Annotated in this window: 19 protein-coding genes; 3 read left to right on the top strand and 16 right to left on the bottom strand. The window is 48.6% G+C overall.

Annotated elements, in window-relative coordinates:
• The first annotated feature begins 102 nt into the window (after positions 1-102).
• Positions 103-798, top strand: coding sequence for a crotonase/enoyl-CoA hydratase family protein (locus HA050_RS09465; protein WP_166825059.1), 696 nt, complete (start codon positions 103-105; stop codon positions 796-798).
• 77 nt (positions 799-875) lie between these two features.
• On the opposite strand, the gene HA050_RS09470 is transcribed toward HA050_RS09465, so the two are convergent.
• From HA050_RS09470 to HA050_RS09480, 3 genes are all read right to left on the bottom strand, one after another.
• Entirely contained in the window at positions 876-1,349 is a 474-nt protein-coding gene (locus tag HA050_RS09470; protein ID WP_166825062.1) for a WbuC family cupin fold metalloprotein, read from the bottom strand.
• Positions 1,350-1,355: 6 nt separating this feature from the next.
• Positions 1,356-1,583 carry an RNA-binding S4 domain-containing protein gene (locus HA050_RS09475; RefSeq protein WP_115226897.1) on the bottom strand — a complete coding sequence of 76 codons (228 nt, stop codon included), beginning with the start codon at positions 1,581-1,583 and terminating at the stop codon, positions 1,356-1,358.
• A 67-nt stretch (positions 1,584-1,650) separates the two neighbouring features.
• Complete coding sequence (locus HA050_RS09480) at positions 1,651-2,400, bottom strand: fused MFS/spermidine synthase (RefSeq protein ID WP_166825065.1); 750 nt, start codon at positions 2,398-2,400, stop codon at positions 1,651-1,653.
• A 6-nt stretch (positions 2,401-2,406) separates the two neighbouring features.
• Here HA050_RS09480 and HA050_RS09485 point away from each other — a divergent pair, with 6 nt between their 5' ends.
• Positions 2,407-2,688 (top strand): GIY-YIG nuclease family protein, encoded by a 282-nt coding sequence (locus HA050_RS09485; RefSeq protein ID WP_166825067.1) that lies wholly within the window; start codon positions 2,407-2,409, stop codon positions 2,686-2,688.
• A 13-nt stretch (positions 2,689-2,701) separates the two neighbouring features.
• Here the strand turns inward: HA050_RS09485 and HA050_RS09490 are convergent, their stop codons facing one another.
• From HA050_RS09490 to cysM, 6 genes are all read right to left on the bottom strand, one after another.
• Positions 2,702-3,046, bottom strand: a complete 345-nt coding sequence (locus HA050_RS09490) for a hypothetical protein (protein ID WP_166825070.1) — start codon at positions 3,044-3,046, stop codon at positions 2,702-2,704.
• A gap of 36 nt (positions 3,047-3,082) precedes the next feature.
• Entirely contained in the window at positions 3,083-4,285 is a 1,203-nt protein-coding gene (locus tag HA050_RS09495) for a tryptophan--tRNA ligase (RefSeq protein ID WP_166825073.1), read from the bottom strand.
• A gap of 68 nt (positions 4,286-4,353) precedes the next feature.
• The gene (locus tag HA050_RS09500; RefSeq protein ID WP_166825076.1) at positions 4,354-4,995 is read right to left on the bottom strand and encodes a site-2 protease family protein; all 642 of its coding nucleotides are present in this window, start codon (positions 4,993-4,995) and stop codon (positions 4,354-4,356) included.
• Between the two features lie 41 nt (positions 4,996-5,036).
• Complete coding sequence (locus tag HA050_RS09505; RefSeq protein ID WP_166825079.1) at positions 5,037-5,660, bottom strand: L-threonylcarbamoyladenylate synthase; 624 nt, start codon at positions 5,658-5,660, stop codon at positions 5,037-5,039.
• Between the two features lie 3 nt (positions 5,661-5,663).
• Positions 5,664-6,533 carry a 3',5'-nucleoside bisphosphate phosphatase gene (locus HA050_RS09510; RefSeq protein ID WP_166825082.1) on the bottom strand — a complete coding sequence of 290 codons (870 nt, stop codon included), beginning with the start codon at positions 6,531-6,533 and terminating at the stop codon, positions 5,664-5,666.
• A gap of 250 nt (positions 6,534-6,783) precedes the next feature.
• Complete coding sequence (gene cysM, locus HA050_RS09515; protein WP_166825086.1) at positions 6,784-7,662, bottom strand: cysteine synthase CysM; 879 nt, start codon at positions 7,660-7,662, stop codon at positions 6,784-6,786.
• 159 nt (positions 7,663-7,821) lie between these two features.
• Between cysM and HA050_RS09520 the strand changes: the two genes are divergently transcribed.
• The gene (locus HA050_RS09520) at positions 7,822-9,180 is read left to right on the top strand and encodes a sodium-dependent transporter (protein ID WP_166825089.1); all 1,359 of its coding nucleotides are present in this window, start codon (positions 7,822-7,824) and stop codon (positions 9,178-9,180) included.
• A 53-nt stretch (positions 9,181-9,233) separates the two neighbouring features.
• On the opposite strand, the gene HA050_RS09525 is transcribed toward HA050_RS09520, so the two are convergent.
• The 7 genes from HA050_RS09525 to fliD all read right to left on the bottom strand — a co-directional run bounded on the left by HA050_RS09525 (position 9,234) and on the right by fliD (position 15,497).
• Positions 9,234-10,367, bottom strand: a complete 1,134-nt coding sequence (locus HA050_RS09525; protein ID WP_166825092.1) for an MFS transporter — start codon at positions 10,365-10,367, stop codon at positions 9,234-9,236.
• Positions 10,368-10,371: 4 nt separating this feature from the next.
• The gene (locus HA050_RS09530; RefSeq protein WP_115226886.1) at positions 10,372-10,701 is read right to left on the bottom strand and encodes an EscU/YscU/HrcU family type III secretion system export apparatus switch protein; all 330 of its coding nucleotides are present in this window, start codon (positions 10,699-10,701) and stop codon (positions 10,372-10,374) included.
• Entirely contained in the window at positions 10,691-11,749 is a 1,059-nt protein-coding gene (fliK, locus tag HA050_RS09535; RefSeq protein WP_166825094.1) for a flagellar hook-length control protein FliK, read from the bottom strand. The genes HA050_RS09530 and fliK overlap by 11 nt, the downstream gene beginning before the upstream one ends.
• A 2-nt stretch (positions 11,750-11,751) precedes the next feature.
• Positions 11,752-12,144, bottom strand: coding sequence for a DUF2802 domain-containing protein (locus HA050_RS09540; protein ID WP_166825096.1), 393 nt, complete (start codon positions 12,142-12,144; stop codon positions 11,752-11,754).
• 36 nt (positions 12,145-12,180) lie between these two features.
• Complete coding sequence (locus tag HA050_RS09545; RefSeq protein ID WP_099398481.1) at positions 12,181-12,498, bottom strand: flagellar protein FliT; 318 nt, start codon at positions 12,496-12,498, stop codon at positions 12,181-12,183.
• Positions 12,485-12,946: a flagellar export chaperone FliS gene (gene fliS / locus HA050_RS09550; protein WP_115226884.1), complete on the bottom strand. Its 462-nt coding sequence runs from the start codon at positions 12,944-12,946 to the stop codon at positions 12,485-12,487. The genes HA050_RS09545 and fliS overlap by 14 nt, the downstream gene beginning before the upstream one ends.
• Positions 12,947-13,067: 121 nt before the next feature.
• Positions 13,068-15,497 (bottom strand): flagellar filament capping protein FliD, encoded by a 2,430-nt coding sequence (fliD, locus tag HA050_RS09555; RefSeq protein ID WP_166825098.1) that lies wholly within the window; start codon positions 15,495-15,497, stop codon positions 13,068-13,070.
• Positions 15,498-15,502: the final 5 nt, after the last annotated feature.

The following is a 15,502-nucleotide window of genomic DNA, read 5'->3' on the forward strand; positions in this document are numbered from 1 at the left end:
AAAAAACGCCGTTTCATCGCAATGTAAGCGGGCTTGCCCTACTTTACCAATGACCCAAGAGCCGATAAGGTTTGCGCTTCCCCCTTTACGTCAGGTTTATTTATGAGCCCAGTTCTTTCTTATCAATTAGAAAATGGCATCGCGACGCTTTGTTTAAGCAATGGCAAAGTGAATGCAATTTCTATGGATGTTATTGATGCATTTAACCGTGCCCTTGATCAGGCGGAGCTAGATCAGGCTGTTGTCATGATTACGTCCGGACCGGGTGTTTTATCTGCAGGCTATGATCTGAAAGTCATGACTTCGGGTTTAGACCATGCGCTGCCACTGGTCACTGCAGGATCCAAACTAAGCCGCCGTCTGCTGTCTCACCCCTACCCGGTTATTGTGGCGTGTCCTGGCCATGCCATTGCCAAGGGCGCATTTTTATTGTTGTCTGCTGATTATCGGATTGGTGTGGCTGGCCCGTTCAGTATTGGCCTGAATGAAGTACAAATTGGGATGACCATGCCCTACGCGGGCATCGCAATTGCGCGCAATCGCTTAAGCCCGGCAGCTTTTGAGCGCTCTGTCATTAATGGGGAAATGTTTAATCCGCAAGGTGCGGTGGATGCAGGGTTTTTAGATTTATTGGTTGAGCCGGAAGCGCTCGCAAGCAGCGCACTGGCCGCAGCAGAATCTTTAAAGAAAATCAGCATGAAGGCGCACAGAAATACCAAGCTAAAAGTACGCCATGACTTTTTAGCCGCCTTAGATAAAGCTATTGAGCAGGATAAAGAAACCCTGAGTCTTGATTAAAAGGCTTGGTGGCAAAAAACGCAGCCCGCGTTTTTTGCCTGCCTCTGCAAAATGCGCCTGAGTTTCAGACCCACCTGCTAGCCAGTCCAGCGCTCACCTAACTGAGCGCGCTTATACCAGGCAAGCAAACCAGCCACTTTACTCCCGCCATCCAAAGGCCCCCAAGGTGCAAAGTCTTGCTCAGCAATCGGCATATAAGGCCCATGCTTCACCTCAAAAATCACCCCGCCCTGATCCAAAGACAATACAGCGTGCCATACACCCGCCGGTGTTTCCAATACAGCTGCATCCTCCCCCAGAATCTGGCGGGCAATCACTTCGCCGGCATCATTAAAATGCAGTACCAGAAATCTTCCGGCCAGAGGATAAAGCAGCTCCCATGTATGCGGATGCCTGTGAGGACGCACCAGCGTATCTGGCTCCATAGCAATGGCAAGGCGCTGTATCGGATCAGCCAGCTCCTCATGCAGATTATGATTTGCACGGCGGCGGGCAGATGCCTGCGCTTTGCCAGCCAGGCTTGTAAGATCAGCCGGAGTTATTTTTTTCATGCTGATTTACTCTGCCGCAGCCACAACACGGATTAATACGGATTCACCTACTTGCACAATCTGCCCGGCACGAATTTTGCAGGCTTTGCGCAGCTCCTGATGCCCGTCAACCTGCACATCACCCGAGGCAACAATCTGCTTACCCTGGCCGCCAGAGCTGGCCACATTCGTAATTTTCAGCAAATTATGCAGCTCAATAAATTCATTACTGAGTTCAACTTCAAATTCTTGCATTTCAATTTCTCTTTTCAATACTTCAAATAAGGGCCGGATGATACCAGCTTCTCCGGCTCACGAAAAATCAGCTCAGGCTGTATTGCAAGCCTGCACGCAAACGCCGCACGATACCTTGTAAATCCAGATCATGCCGGGCTTCTAATTTGGATGCCAAGAATAAAAACTTGATCCAGTTCATTTTAAAGTGCTCATCATTACTTGCAAAAACAATCACGTTATAACTGTTAAATGCGCGGCAATACCAAACACGGCCATTAAAGACCCGCTTTAATCTTTCGATATAGATATTTAGTTTGGGGTCTGTGCCCCATAAATTAATCACCAGCACGCCTTTTTCAGATAAAGCCATGCGGCAATGATCATAATATGATTCTGTTGCCAGAACGGCAGGCAAGCCTTCATTGTCATAAGCATCCAGCATAATTACATCGGCTTCGGCACGCCCATGCGTTATATAATCCACAGCATCGGTTTGAATAATGCTGAAGCGCTCATTATCATCCGGAATAAAAAATTCATGGCGCAAGGCTATGACTTCTTCATTAATCTCAAGCGTGGTGATTTTGCTTTCAGGCAAATATCGGTAACAATACTTGGGCAAAGAGCCGCCGCCCAAGCCTACAATTAATACCTGTTTGGGGTCAGGAACAAAGAGTAAAAAACCCATCATTGTTTGTGAGTAGCCCAAAGCCAGCAAATAAGGATCATCTAAATCCATTGCGCTTTGAATAGAATTCCCGTCAAAGCGCAAAGATTTACATCCATTCTCTAAAGTGAGATAAAGCGCTTTATCAAGCGATGCTGAAAAAGTCATTACAATATGCCTAAAGAATTAACTAATGCGCACAAACCATGGTTTGTATACCTGATTGAATGTCAGGACTATTCAATTTATACAGGAATCACCGTGAATGTAGAAAAACGCTATGCAGCTCATTTAAGCGGCAAAGGCGCACGCTATACACGCATTCGCCCGCCGCTAAAATTACTGGCTGTGATTGAGTTTGCCGACAGGGCCGCAGCGGCCAGTACGGAATACACTATAAAGCAATGGACGGCAAAGCAAAAACGCGCATTTGCCGCACAACATGCTGTGATCTGATTATAAAAACCCGCTATTCCTGTGCACTTTGTTCTGCCCGATCAGCAATATGGCTGGATCTGGCCAGTAACATCAGTAAACCAGCCAAAACCATTAATGCGGGGATAGAAAGCTTTAAACCAACCCCATGATAATCTTTAAGATAAAGTGCAAACCCTGTAGCAATCAGCATCGGCGCGGTAACGACACTGGATTTATTAATCCCTTCCAATGCCAGCACGGCAACTCCCGCAGCAATCAGCCCCAGAATAATTAAAGTGCCCATTTGCGGCATTAATTGCAGCTCATTTATTAACCAGCCGCCCCCCACTGCAATCAAAACAACAGGCAAGACGGCACTACGTTTTTTTTCCAGCATATTAACCCCTTGTTTACAGTGTTTTTACTCCGGATCTTAGTAGTAAGACAGCCCCATGGCTTCCCGAACATCCCGCATGGTATCTCTGGCGAGATCTCTTGCGCGCTCACAGCCATCGGCCACAATGCTTTTCACTAAAGTAAGGTCTTCCAAATAAGGCTGAGCACGCTCAAACATTGGTTTTTGCTCTGCAAGCACGCCATCAATCACCGGCTGTTTGCACTCCAGGCAACCAATGCCCGCGCTCTTACAGCCTTCAACCACCCAGCTTTGGGCTTCGGGCGATGAATAAACCTGGTGCAATTTCCATACAGGGCAACGCTCAGGCTCTCCCGCATCTGTACGGCGTGCACGGGCCGGATCAGTAGGCATTTGCCGGATTTTCTTTGCCACTACATCGGCACTTTCACGCAAATTAATAGTATTTCCGTAAGACTTGGACATCTTTTGCCCATCCAGCCCAGGCAAACGCGGCGCCTCAGTCAGCAGCGGCTGAGCTTCGGGCAGAATCATTTTTCCACCGCCCTCTAAATAACCAAACAATCTTTCTCTGTCGCCATGGCTCAGATTTTGTGTTTCCTGCAGCAGCGAGCGCGCGGCCTCCAGCGCCTCCACATCACCATCTTGCTGATATCGGGTGCGTAACCCATCGTAAAGCTTGCCTTTTTTACCGCCAATTTTCTTAATTGCGGCCTCAGCTTTTTCTGCAAAACCTACTTCTTTGCCAAACACATGGTTAAAACGACGTGCCACATCGCGGGTGATTTCTATATGCGGCACCTGATCCTCGCCAACCGGCACTAAATTACTGCGATAAAGCAAAATATCCGCAGCCTGCAATAGCGGGTAGCCTAAAAAGCCAAAGGTATCCAAATCTTTATGGCTCAGCTTTTCAATCTGATCTTTATAGCTTGGGGCACGCTCCAGCCAGGACAGCGGTGTAATCATGGAGAGTAAAAGCTGCAATTCTGCATGTTCTGGCACACGGCTTTGAATAAAGATGGTGGCTTGTGCCGGGTCTACACCTGCAGCAAGCCAGTCAATTACCATATCCCACACACTTTTTTCAATAACACTCACATCATCATAATTCGTGGTTAATGCATGCCAGTCGGCCACCATAAACAGGCACTGGTATTCACTCTGTAACTGCACCCAATTTTTTAGTACACCATGATAATGACCAAGATGCAGCTTGCCAGTAGGGCGCATGCCAGAAAGAACACGGTCGGGGAACATCGCAAATCCTATAAAAAACAATCAAAAGACAGGGCAAAGCCCTGCCCGGCAGCGTTCAAAAACTTTGTCTAAACAATAAAATGGATCAGGCGATAAGCCAGCGCCATAAATGGCGCCATGATGCCGCCTAATACACCCGTAGCCAGTAAACCAATCAGGATAAACATGCCATAAGGCTCAACAAGCGCCAGCTTTGCGGCAAGATGATTGGGTAATACTGAGAGCAGCATTCGTCCGCCATCCAGCGGTGGCAGCGGAATTAAATTCAGCACCATTAAAGACACATTAATGCTGATTCCTGCTTGCGACATATAAGCCAGCGGCAATTGAAACGAGCTGCCGTCCATGCCTTCCGCCAGCTTAAAAAACAAGCCCCAGATAATCGCCATCACAAAATTAGCCGCAGGCCCTGCAGCGGCTACCCACAACATATCCTGCTTAGGTTTTTTCAGCCGCCCAAAATCAACCGGCACGGGTTTTGCCCAGCCAAATAAAAAACCACCCGGCAAAATAAGAAAAATCAAAGGCAATAATATGGTCCCAACCGGATCAACATGCTTTAGCGGATTAAACGTAACACGGCCCAGTAAATATGCAGTTGGATCGCCAAACTTTTTCGCCACATAAGCATGGGCGGCCTCGTGTGCCGTAATGGCAAACAAAACCGGCAATGCCCAAATGGCGATTTTCTGAATCAGATTTAATTCCATTCACAATCCTTATTAATGCGCCATACAACGATGCTGATCCTTTATAAGCCCAAAGGAGCCAGGCTGCCTTTACCAGCCCGCATCAGCTCGGCAGTATCACCGGATAAATCCACCACCGTTGTCGGCTCCATGCCGCAATAACCGCCTTCAATCACCAGATCAACCTCGTGCTCCAGCCGGTCGCGAATTTCCCATGCATCGGTTAAAGCCTCTTCTTCACCCGGCAAAATCAGTGTGGAAGACAATATCGGCTCGCCCAATTCTTCCAGCATTGCCAGGGCAATCGGGTGATCAGGCACACGCAGGCCAATTGTGGATTTTTTAGGATGCCAAACCCGGCGGGGCACTTCCTTAGTGGCTTCCAGAATAAAAGTATAGCTGCCAGGCGTTGTTGCCTTCAGGATTCGGTAAACACGATTATCCACTTTGGCGTAAGTGCCGATTTGCGATAAATCACTACAAACCAGGGTGAAATGATGCTTATCATCCAGCTGGCGGATGCGTCTGATCCGCTCCAATGCATCTTTTGAATCCAGCTTACAGCCAATGGCATAACAGGAATCGGTCGGGTAAACCACCACCCCACCCTTACAAATAATATCAACCGCTTGTTTAATTAAACGGGCTTGTGGGTTTTCTGCATGAATAGAAAAAAACTGTGACATTATTTAACCTGCTGAAATTGAAGAGGGCATCGTCTCTGGTGGCAACCAGCGATGCCAGACGGGTTGGCAGTCCATAGGTAAATCAGGGTTCAGACCGGGCTCACGTGCACCTTCGCCGGTTGCGTGATAATCCGTGCCACAAGAAGCCAAAAAACCAAATTCCTGAGCCAGCCGGCCAAATCGCGCGGCATCAGGAATGCCATGGCAGCCGGAAACCACTTCAATGGCCTCGCCACCAAGGCGTTTATATTCGGTGAGTAATACGCGTAAAGTTTCATTACCCATTTCATAACGGGCCGGATGAGCCAGAACAGCCACACCGCCCGCGCCGGTAATCCACTCAATCGCTTCGTGCAAACGCGCCCATTCGTGCTCAACAAAGCCGGGTTTGCCCCGCACTAAATAGCGCTTAAACACTGAGCCCATATCTTTACACACGCCTGTTTTCACCAGATGACGGGCAAAGTGTGCCCGGCTCAGGATTTCCGGGTTATCTGCATACTGACGTGCACCCTCTAAAGAGCCATGAATGCCCGCCTTATCCAGCTCGGCGGCCATACGCTCTGCACGCTCACCGCGGCCGGAACGCACGCTGGCCAGCCCTGCCAGCAGGGCTTCATTATTGCGATCAAAACCAAGACCAACGATATGCAAAATATGCTTACCCCAGCTCACCGAGATTTCCACGCCATTAATAAACTTCATCCCTAGTTGCCGGGCTTCGTCTTCCGCCTCGGCAAGGCCGCGCGTTTCATCATGATCGGTGAGTGCAAACAATTGGCAGCCCCGGTCAAAAGCTTTACGCACCACTTCACGCGCAGGGAGCAGGCCATCGGAATGGTTTGAATGGCAATGCAGATCGACAGGGGTCATGCTTGTTCCTTACAAATACATCTGAATGAGTACTTCAAAGCATTCCTGATTATAAAGATGCTTCAGTTTAAAGCTGAAAGCGCAAAATCACGAATCAAAGAGAACGCAAAGTGTTACAGAAAAAACGAACAATATAATGACTTTCGTCGTGAGCCAGCGGTCCGCTTTTTACGCTGAGGCGCAAGGCCTCACTCAAAGAAAAAATCATATGGGCCAGAGTGCGCCCAAGCCCGCTCGCGGCAATGCCCCCTTACGCAGGAAACACGCCGGTCGAAAGATAGCGGTCCCCGCGATCACATACAATGGAAACAATCACTGCGTTTTCTACTTCTTGCGATAACTGCAAGGCTGCGGCCAAAGCCCCTCCTGATGAAATCCCGGCAAAGATGCCTTCTTCTCTCGCCAAACGGCGCGTGGTTTCTTCAGCCAGCGCTTGGTTGACTTCCATCATCCGGTCTAATTTAGAAAAATCACAAATAGCAGGTACGTATTCAAGAGGCCATTTGCGAATACCCGGAATTTGCGCACCATCGCAAGGCTGCACACCCACAATCTGCACCGCAGGATTCTGCTGTTTTAAATAACGCCCTGTACCCATAATCGTACCGGTGGTGCCCATACTGGAAACAAAGTGGGTGATTAAACCCTGAGTGTCCTGCCAGATCTCTGGCCCTGTGCTTTCAAAATGAGCCAGCGGATTATCGCCATTGGCAAACTGATCAAGCACGATGCCCTGCCCTTTTTCCACCATTGTTTGCGCCAAATCACGGGCGCTTTCCATGCTTTCTTCCAAAATTACTTCCGCGCCGTAGGCTTTCATGCTTTGCACCCGCTCAATACTGGCGCTTTTGGGCATGATTAAAACCATTTTGTAACCCATCACAGCAGCGGCCATTGCCAGTGCAATACCGGTATTTCCTGATGTCGCTTCGATTAAAGTATCGCCTGTTTTTATATCGCCCCGTAGCGCCGCGTGCCGAATCATGGATAATGCGGGCCGGTCTTTCACTGATCCAGCGGGGTTATTACCTTCAAGCTTCACTAAAATAATATTGCTGGTATTGCCGGGTATCCGTTTCAAACGCACTAAAGGCGTGTGGCCGACAAAGTCTTCTAGATACTTAAACATGCAGGGCTCCGTAATTGAGCAGCTTGCCGGGCTTAAGTACGGCAGGCTGCATGGCCGATTATACCCGCCCCAGCCCGGGCAGCACTCAACAAGTAAGCCATGCCGGGTGCTTAAAGACATAAACAACGTTAATTTGCTTTCAAGAACAGGAAATACATTATGAGCAGTTCATCCCGAGACGGCTTTACCTCTACCTTTGGTGTGCTTGTTGCCACCCTGGGCTCCGCCGTTGGCCTTGGCAACATCTGGAAATTTCCTTACCTCACCGGGACTAACGGCGGCGCAAGCTTTCTTTTGGTTTACATCATTGCCACGCTTTTAGTGGGCTTACCTGTGATGATTACTGAAATCATGCTGGGCCGTGCATCCAGAGCCAATGCAATCACCACCTTTGAAAAACTGGCCCCTAAAAGCCAGGGGGGCTGGAAATTAATTGGCTATATGGGCGTAACAGCTGCAATCCTTATTCTGGCCTTTTACACCGAAGTGGCAGGCTGGGTTTTTGCCTATATTTTCAAGGCACTCTCAGGCCAGTTATGCTCGGTTGATCCAGCCCACACTAAAGCAGTCTTTGGTGAATTAGTTGCCAATCCACAATCCGCATTGATCTGGCAATGGATTGTACTGGGCTTTACCGGCGCAATTATTATGTGTGGCGTTTCCAAGGGCATTGAAGCGGTCAGCAAAAAACTGATGCCCATCTTATTTTTGCTGCTGATTGCGCTATGTATCCGCAGCCTGACTTTACCCGGTGCAATGCGTGGCCTTGAATTCTTATTTACCCCGGATTTTAGTAAAATTAATGCCGCTGTTATTTTAACGGCTGTGGGCCTCGCTTTCTTTAAACTATCCATCGGCATGGGCACAATGCTCACGTATGGCAGCTATTTCCGTGCCGAGCAAAATATTCCACTAACGGCGACCCGGGTGATGTTTGCCGACCTGACCGTCTCCCTGCTTGCCGGGATTGCGATTTTTCCGGCTGTGTTTGCATTTGGCTTTGAGCCCGCAGCTGGCCCGTCGCTTGTATTTATTACGATTCCAGCGGTATTTCACAGCATGCCTGGTGGCAGCATTTTTATGGCGCTGTTTTTTATCCTGACCGCCATTGCCGCTACGGGCGCCATTCTTTCCATTTTAGAAGTGCCAGTTGCCATGCTGATTGAACGCTGCGACTGGAGCCGCAAAAAAGCCACGGCAATCAGCATTTTGATTATTGCTCTCTTTGGGTTGCCTGCTGCGCTGTCACAATCGCTTACCGCTAATTTTAAATTGTTTGGCCTGAATGCTTTTGATTTATTTGATTACATCAGTTCAAATATTCTTTTACCACTTGGTGGTATTTTAATCTGCCTGTTTGCAGGCTGGTCTTATGGCTTACCCAAGCTAAAAGAAGCACTTTCTAACGGTGGCATATTAAACAATGCCACTCTGATCAGAGTACTGTTTATTTTGCTGCGCTATATTGCGCCTTTGTTAATTGGCATTATTCTTTTAAATGGTTTTGGCTGGATTTAAACCTGATTTAAAAAAAGCATCGCGAGGCAATCAAGCCAGCGATGCTTTTTAGTTTAAGCGGGCCAGCTTATTTTTCTCACCAGTAACGCAATCATCAGCGCACCCAGCGCCACAAAAGCCAGACCCCACCCCAGACTACTGATGTGAGCAATAAAGCCGATCACAGGTGGCCCCATCAAAGCACCAATCGACCCCATCGTCGTGACCGCAGCCAAAGCCACAGCCCCCTGCCTTGCTGCTGCCATATAAACACACGGCGAAACGGCAGCTACGCCCAAGCCTACCAGTGCAAAAGCAATCAGCGCAGGCAGAACGCCCCCCACAGCCAGCCCCAGTAACAAACCCAGCCCGGCAACACTGCTCCCTGCCAGTAAGAGCGTTCGCTCACCCCAGCGCGCACGCCAGCCATCACCAAACCAGCGGGCCAAAAGCATTGCACCAGAAAAACTGGCCAGACCAAGCGGCGCAACCCATTGCTCGGCCTGCAAGTCATTGCGTAAATACAGCGCTGTCCAATCCACCATTGAGCCTTCAACAATGGTGCCAAATAAGGCAGTCAAGCCGAGCAAAACGGCCATTCCTGTTGGCAGGGAAAAACGTTTCCCGCCCGCAGATGCAGCCTCGGTGCGATCAGCAAGTAAACGGGGCGAAGCCCATAGCACAGCCCCCCAGATCAATACGGCCACAATACAAAGATGCAGGGGCAACTCAGGAGAAATCCCCGTCATTAAAGAAGCAAACAAAGCAGCGGCTAAGCCACCTAAGCTAAAGATGGCATGGAGCCTGGACATAATCGGTTTGCCGTTTTCTAACTCTGCCGCAACGCCCTGCGCATTCATTGCCACATTCAGGCAGCTGTGCGCTACGCCCTCAAAAACCATAATCGCCAGAGCAAAACCATAATTTGGCGCAAAAGCCAAGGCAGGCAACACCAGCGGCAAAGCCAGCCCTGCCCCAAGGCATACTTTCTTTGATCCAAAGCGCTGTAAGACAGAGGTTGTCACCGGAAAAGAAAACACAGCGCCAAGGCCCGCGGCCAAAAGCAAAAAACCAACCTGTGCCGGGTCTAAACTGAGTTGTGATTTAATAGCGGGCAAACGAGATGCCCAGCTACCGTAGTTAAAACCGAGGGCAAAGAAGAGCGCGGCAACTGCATAGGTTGCCGTTTTTAAATGATGGCGAAGCATGTATTTACTCTGGCTGATCGTCGACGAGGGGCGGTAAATCAAAAACAGGCGCGATCGCTGTTTCTCCGCGTTCCAGATGATAAACGAAGGCCAGCAATTCGGCGATGGCACGATACAGCTGCGGGGGAATATGTTGATCTAAATCCACTTGCATCAGCATGGCCACCAGCTCTGGCGACTCATGCACAAACACGCCGGCTTCCTGAGCACGTTCAATAATACGTTCAGCCAATAAGCCCTTACCCTTAGCAACAACACGGGGCGAGCTATTACCCTGCTGGTAAGCCAGAGCAACGGCTTGCTGACGGGTACTAACGGGGTGTTTACGTGACATTCACAGGCTCGGCATTCACGACCTGACTTGAAACAAGAGTGAGCCCTGCAGCCTCAAAACGATTTTGTAATGACTTAGTTTCAGCACGAATTTTATCTGCCGTTTCAGCAGATGCTTCAAAACGTAAAGAAAACTCACCATTACGTAACACAGCCACAATGCCCACATCTCCCAGGTTTGGAAGCTGCAAATCCATTCTGGATTGCCAGCTGCGCTGCATTTCTTCTTGCCTGCCACTGGCTTCGCGCTCATTTTCAGGGGCCACTTCCCAGCGCACAGCCTGCCCAGGCCAGGCTTGCCCATTCCATACAACCGGACGCTGCTCTAACACATCAAGTTGCTGCTGCACTAAATGACGTAAAGCAGCACTGGTATCAGGAGCCAATGCCGGTTTCTCTGTGCCATTTTCTTCAGAGGGAATTGCAGCAGCATTTTTTTCAGCACCATCAGGCGATGCAGCAGTGTTTTGCAAGGGCACTTTAAGTAAGCCCGCCTGCGGCTCCTTGAGCAAAGCCTGCAAAGGCCGTTCGCCATTCACCCACTCAGCCTGATGCGATTCATAAAACAAGCCGCTGTCGGCCAGCTTTTGCGCAAGCTTATCGGCCAGCTTTGCTGTATCTGGCGCGCCCTCAAACAGCGGCTGGGCCTGATTTAAAACAGAAGCAAGGCCATCTTTGCCCGCCTCACCCTTAGCCAAAAGCGAGGACAAGAAACGCGCCCCCTGGCTCAGGGCCATCTCCTGAGGCAGCGCAGGCTGCTGTGCAGCGCCACTATTAATCGAAAAAGTGAGTTTGGGATTGCTGGTCACCACGGTCAGATCCAGCTTTTCACCCGGCTCGGTATTTCTGGGTAAATTTAAATCAAGCAACTGATCTTTAATCAGAACAGCAAAGCGCCCGTTAGGAAGCAGACTGGCTACCGTCGCATGCACACGCTCCCCTACGGTATAACGCACATCATCCGCAGAAATACGCGTTACTTCAGCCACACCCTCTTGCGCTTTAAGGTAGTGCTGAACAAGGCTGATTGGACTGGTGCCGGGCAACATGATTATCTTTGTGTACTGGATCGGTAGAGGGCCACGATTAAATCGGCCTCACCACGCGATATGCCGCATTGATGCGCGACACTATTTGAATCAGCCCCTAGTTTGGCCAGGCGTATTGCGTGACTATAAGGGCTTTCCTGACTGGACTCTAAAACCAGCTCAGCCGGCTGGCTCCACTCGGCCTGTGTTGCCACAAGGCGCAATTTAAGCGCATCCATTTCGAACCGAAGCTGAGCAATTTCCTTCCGAAGCGCATCCGCTTCAAAAGAATCAGGGCTAGCGCCCTTATGCGCAGAAGCTTTGCGCATAAACAGAAGCAATTCAGCCACGTAAAATAAGATTAATACGAGGCTGATATAAAGCAACTGTACCCAAGTGATGACGATGCCATTCATAAGACGATCTCCCCTGCCGGGGCTGGCAGGTCATTATTAGACGTCATACGCGCGTTGTAGTTTTCCGGTGTTATGCATATTTTGCAAAAGCGCAGCCAGCTCCCCACGTTGGCTAATCGCCCTTTGCTCCAACTCTTGCACGTCTTGATTGCATTCTTGCAACAGCTCAGCGAGCTGTTGCTGCTCCAAGCTAGTTAACGCGCCCCATTGAATAATAGGCAAATTCGAGCTTAATTCTGCAAAAAATTGCGACTGCAACAACATATTATCCCAATCTTCCGCCTTAGCGGCTGAAAGCATTTTTGTTGTGCACGCTTTCAAATCTGCATACACAGAAAAATCAGATACGCCCATAACTTAAAAGACTCCGGTCTTGTTCATCCCGCTCTGGGGCCGACACGGCTGATTCTACTTTACTAAAGCCAATAGACAACCAGGCATCTTTCAGCTGATCAAGCAAACCCAGCATCTCATCCAGACGCTCAGGCGTATTATTGATATTGGCTTGCAGCAATTCAAAGCTGATGTAGTCGTATAAGGCATCCAGGTTTTCTGCCAGCTCACCGCCATTTTCCTTATCCAGAGCCAAACGCAGGCCGTCTTCAATAATCGCAATCGCTTTTGAAATGGCAGCGCCTTTTTGCGCTATCAGGCCTTGCTGCATATAGATTTTACCCAACTGAATCGCTTTGATTGCCCCCTCATAGAGCAGCACAATTAACTGATGTGGGCTGGCAGACTCAACCACGGTATCTAAACTTGTTTGCCCATAGGCAGAAAGCGCTTTTTTGACAGCACTCATAAGAATAACTCTCTAAAATATGGCAATAAATACAAAAACTGACATCCGTGACACTATTTCCAGGACATATAAAAAACTTAAACGCAATTAATCAACAACGTATATGCGGCCATCATTCCGTTTATTTTGGCAGATTAGCAAGCTGCGCCGTTAAATTGCTGCTTGTATTTCGCATTGTGGCAATGGCAATATCCATCGCGGTAAATTGCTTGCGGTACAAAGCCTCAGTGGCATCATACTGGCGGTTCATCCTGACCCGTTTTTCTGCCAGCTGAGCGATACTGGCGTTCACGCCATCAGTTTGCTTCGCAACCAGGCCAGTGCGATCCTTAACCATACCATCAAGCAACTTATCTAATGCAAAAGCAACCCCGCGATTAAAAGATACAGAGCCATAATCCCCTGCCGTACTGGCAGTCACAATCAGGCTTAACCCTTCACTGGCACCCGTCCCCGTTAAGGATTGTCCGGTACCCTTCGCTTTTTCACCACCAATCAGCCCTTCTACATCCGCACCAGCGGTGTAAGTATACCCAACCGTCGGGCCTGAAGGCGTATCAGAATAGCCACCAACCACAATACCTAAAGTAGCAGCTGTGGTGCTTGTTGCCGCATCGCCAACCCCGGTAATTTTAATTTTGGAAGTGCTGCCATAAAGCCCTGAAGACAAATCAAATTTACTTGTTGATTCGTTAAATGCCACACCAACTGTTTTTCCGCCCCGAACTAAAGACTCATCACTATTGATTTTTGACTGCATTTCAGCCGCCAGATCAGCCATCGTGGCATAGCTTCCTTTTGACAGGGTCACAGGCTGGCTGATCACCCCATCCACAGACACCATCAATGTTTTATTATTGTCGTCAATGGTTATTGGCTTAGGAGCAGAGCTGATTGCCAGAGCCATTGAGTCTTTCTGAGTAGTTGGCGGTGTGCCTGCAACCACTCTTTCTCGACTGATATCAAAGTTTTTATTCAGCTTATTGTATTCCACCTTTACCGTATCACTACCGGAGGTAAACAAAGTGGAATCTGCTTCGATTTTTGACTTAATTTGAGCGGCCAGGCTTTCCGTTGTGTAATCGTTATTATCAAGCGTTAGGCTCGCACTTACGCCGCCCAAAGTAACATTTTTAGTGTTATTGCTTGAATCAACTTTAAAAAACGATAATGCAGAGCCGCTATATTTAGCCTGAGTTGCAGGTGTTGTAACCTCAATGGCATATTTTCCAGACTGAGTTGCAAGAGAGCCGGATAAAAAAGTAATTTGATTACTGCTGGCCACACCATTTACGGTAAACAGATTGGCTACATCACCTGGGTGGCTGGAAATAGCGGCTTGTAATTTAGCCTCATTAAGCGATAAATCACCTTTAGGCGTTGCACCACCAACAATAGTGCCTTTCGCATCCGTCTGATAGCCCGTAAATGACACACCAATATCACTAAGCGATTTAAAATAACTGCCCTCACCCTGCATTTCATTTACTACTGAGCGCATTTGGTTTTGTATTGCACGAATCGCAGAGTCACCATTGAGCGGAGCAGCTTTAGCCGACGTTGTTGCATTTCCCGGCGTGTAGCTGGACACATCTTTAAGTGTCTTATTTAATTCGTTATATGCCTTAATAAAACCTTTAATGGAATCTTTAAGGCCGGATAAATCAGCACCAATCGTAATTGTGGTTGGCGCCAGGGTTGTAGCCCCCGTACTGGTTGGGGATGACACCTTAGTTAAATTAATAGTCAAACCCTGAATGGCATCCGATACCGAATTGGTAGGCTTGCTGACATTAATCCCGTCAATTTTAAACTTTGCGTCTTTTGCCGCCTGCGTTTCAATTAAATTCCGTGTACCAGCCGGATCATAAGCCAGGGCAGAAAGCCCCGCAGTATCTGTGCTGTTGCCATCAGAATCCGTAACCGTTAATTTAATTGAATTTTCAGCACCAGAGTCTTTGCTCGTCAAAACTAAACGGCTGCCCGTACCATCATTCAGAATACTGGCACTAACCCCTTTATTGGCCAAATTAATGGCATCACGAACACCCGCTAAACTATTGTTTTTATCTGTGATATCAATTGAAAAAGCCGCTTTTTTAGCATTGGCAGTGAATGTGTCATCGCCTGTTGCATCCGTGCCGTGCGAATCTACAGTACCAAACTGCAAAGTAATGGTACCTGTACCCAAGCCGGTGTTAATGCTGCTAAAAGCGTTAGATGTCAGCTTCTGATTTTGTGCCAGCTGAGAAACTTCCAGGCTATATGATCCTGGCTGGGCGAGGCTATTTGAATTAACCGTTGCAATCGACGAATCAGCCAGCGTGGCGGTCGTACTTCTGAATGTTTGTACGCTTGAAAGCCCCTTTAAAGAAGTCTGAAAAGCGGCCAAAGCACTTTTTACAGAGCCATAGGCGGATATCTTGGCTTGATATGACGCTTCTTTCAGCAATAAAGTTTGTAATGGCGCTTTTTCAGCCGTCATTAATTTATCGATCAGGCCGTTCAGATCCATTCCTGATCCTGAGCCTAAAGAAGCAATAGAAGCCATGATGC

The sequence above is a fragment of the Iodobacter violaceini genome (assembly GCF_011601265.1).
In the GTDB taxonomy this organism is placed as follows: domain Bacteria; phylum Pseudomonadota; class Gammaproteobacteria; order Burkholderiales; family Chitinibacteraceae; genus Iodobacter; species Iodobacter violaceini.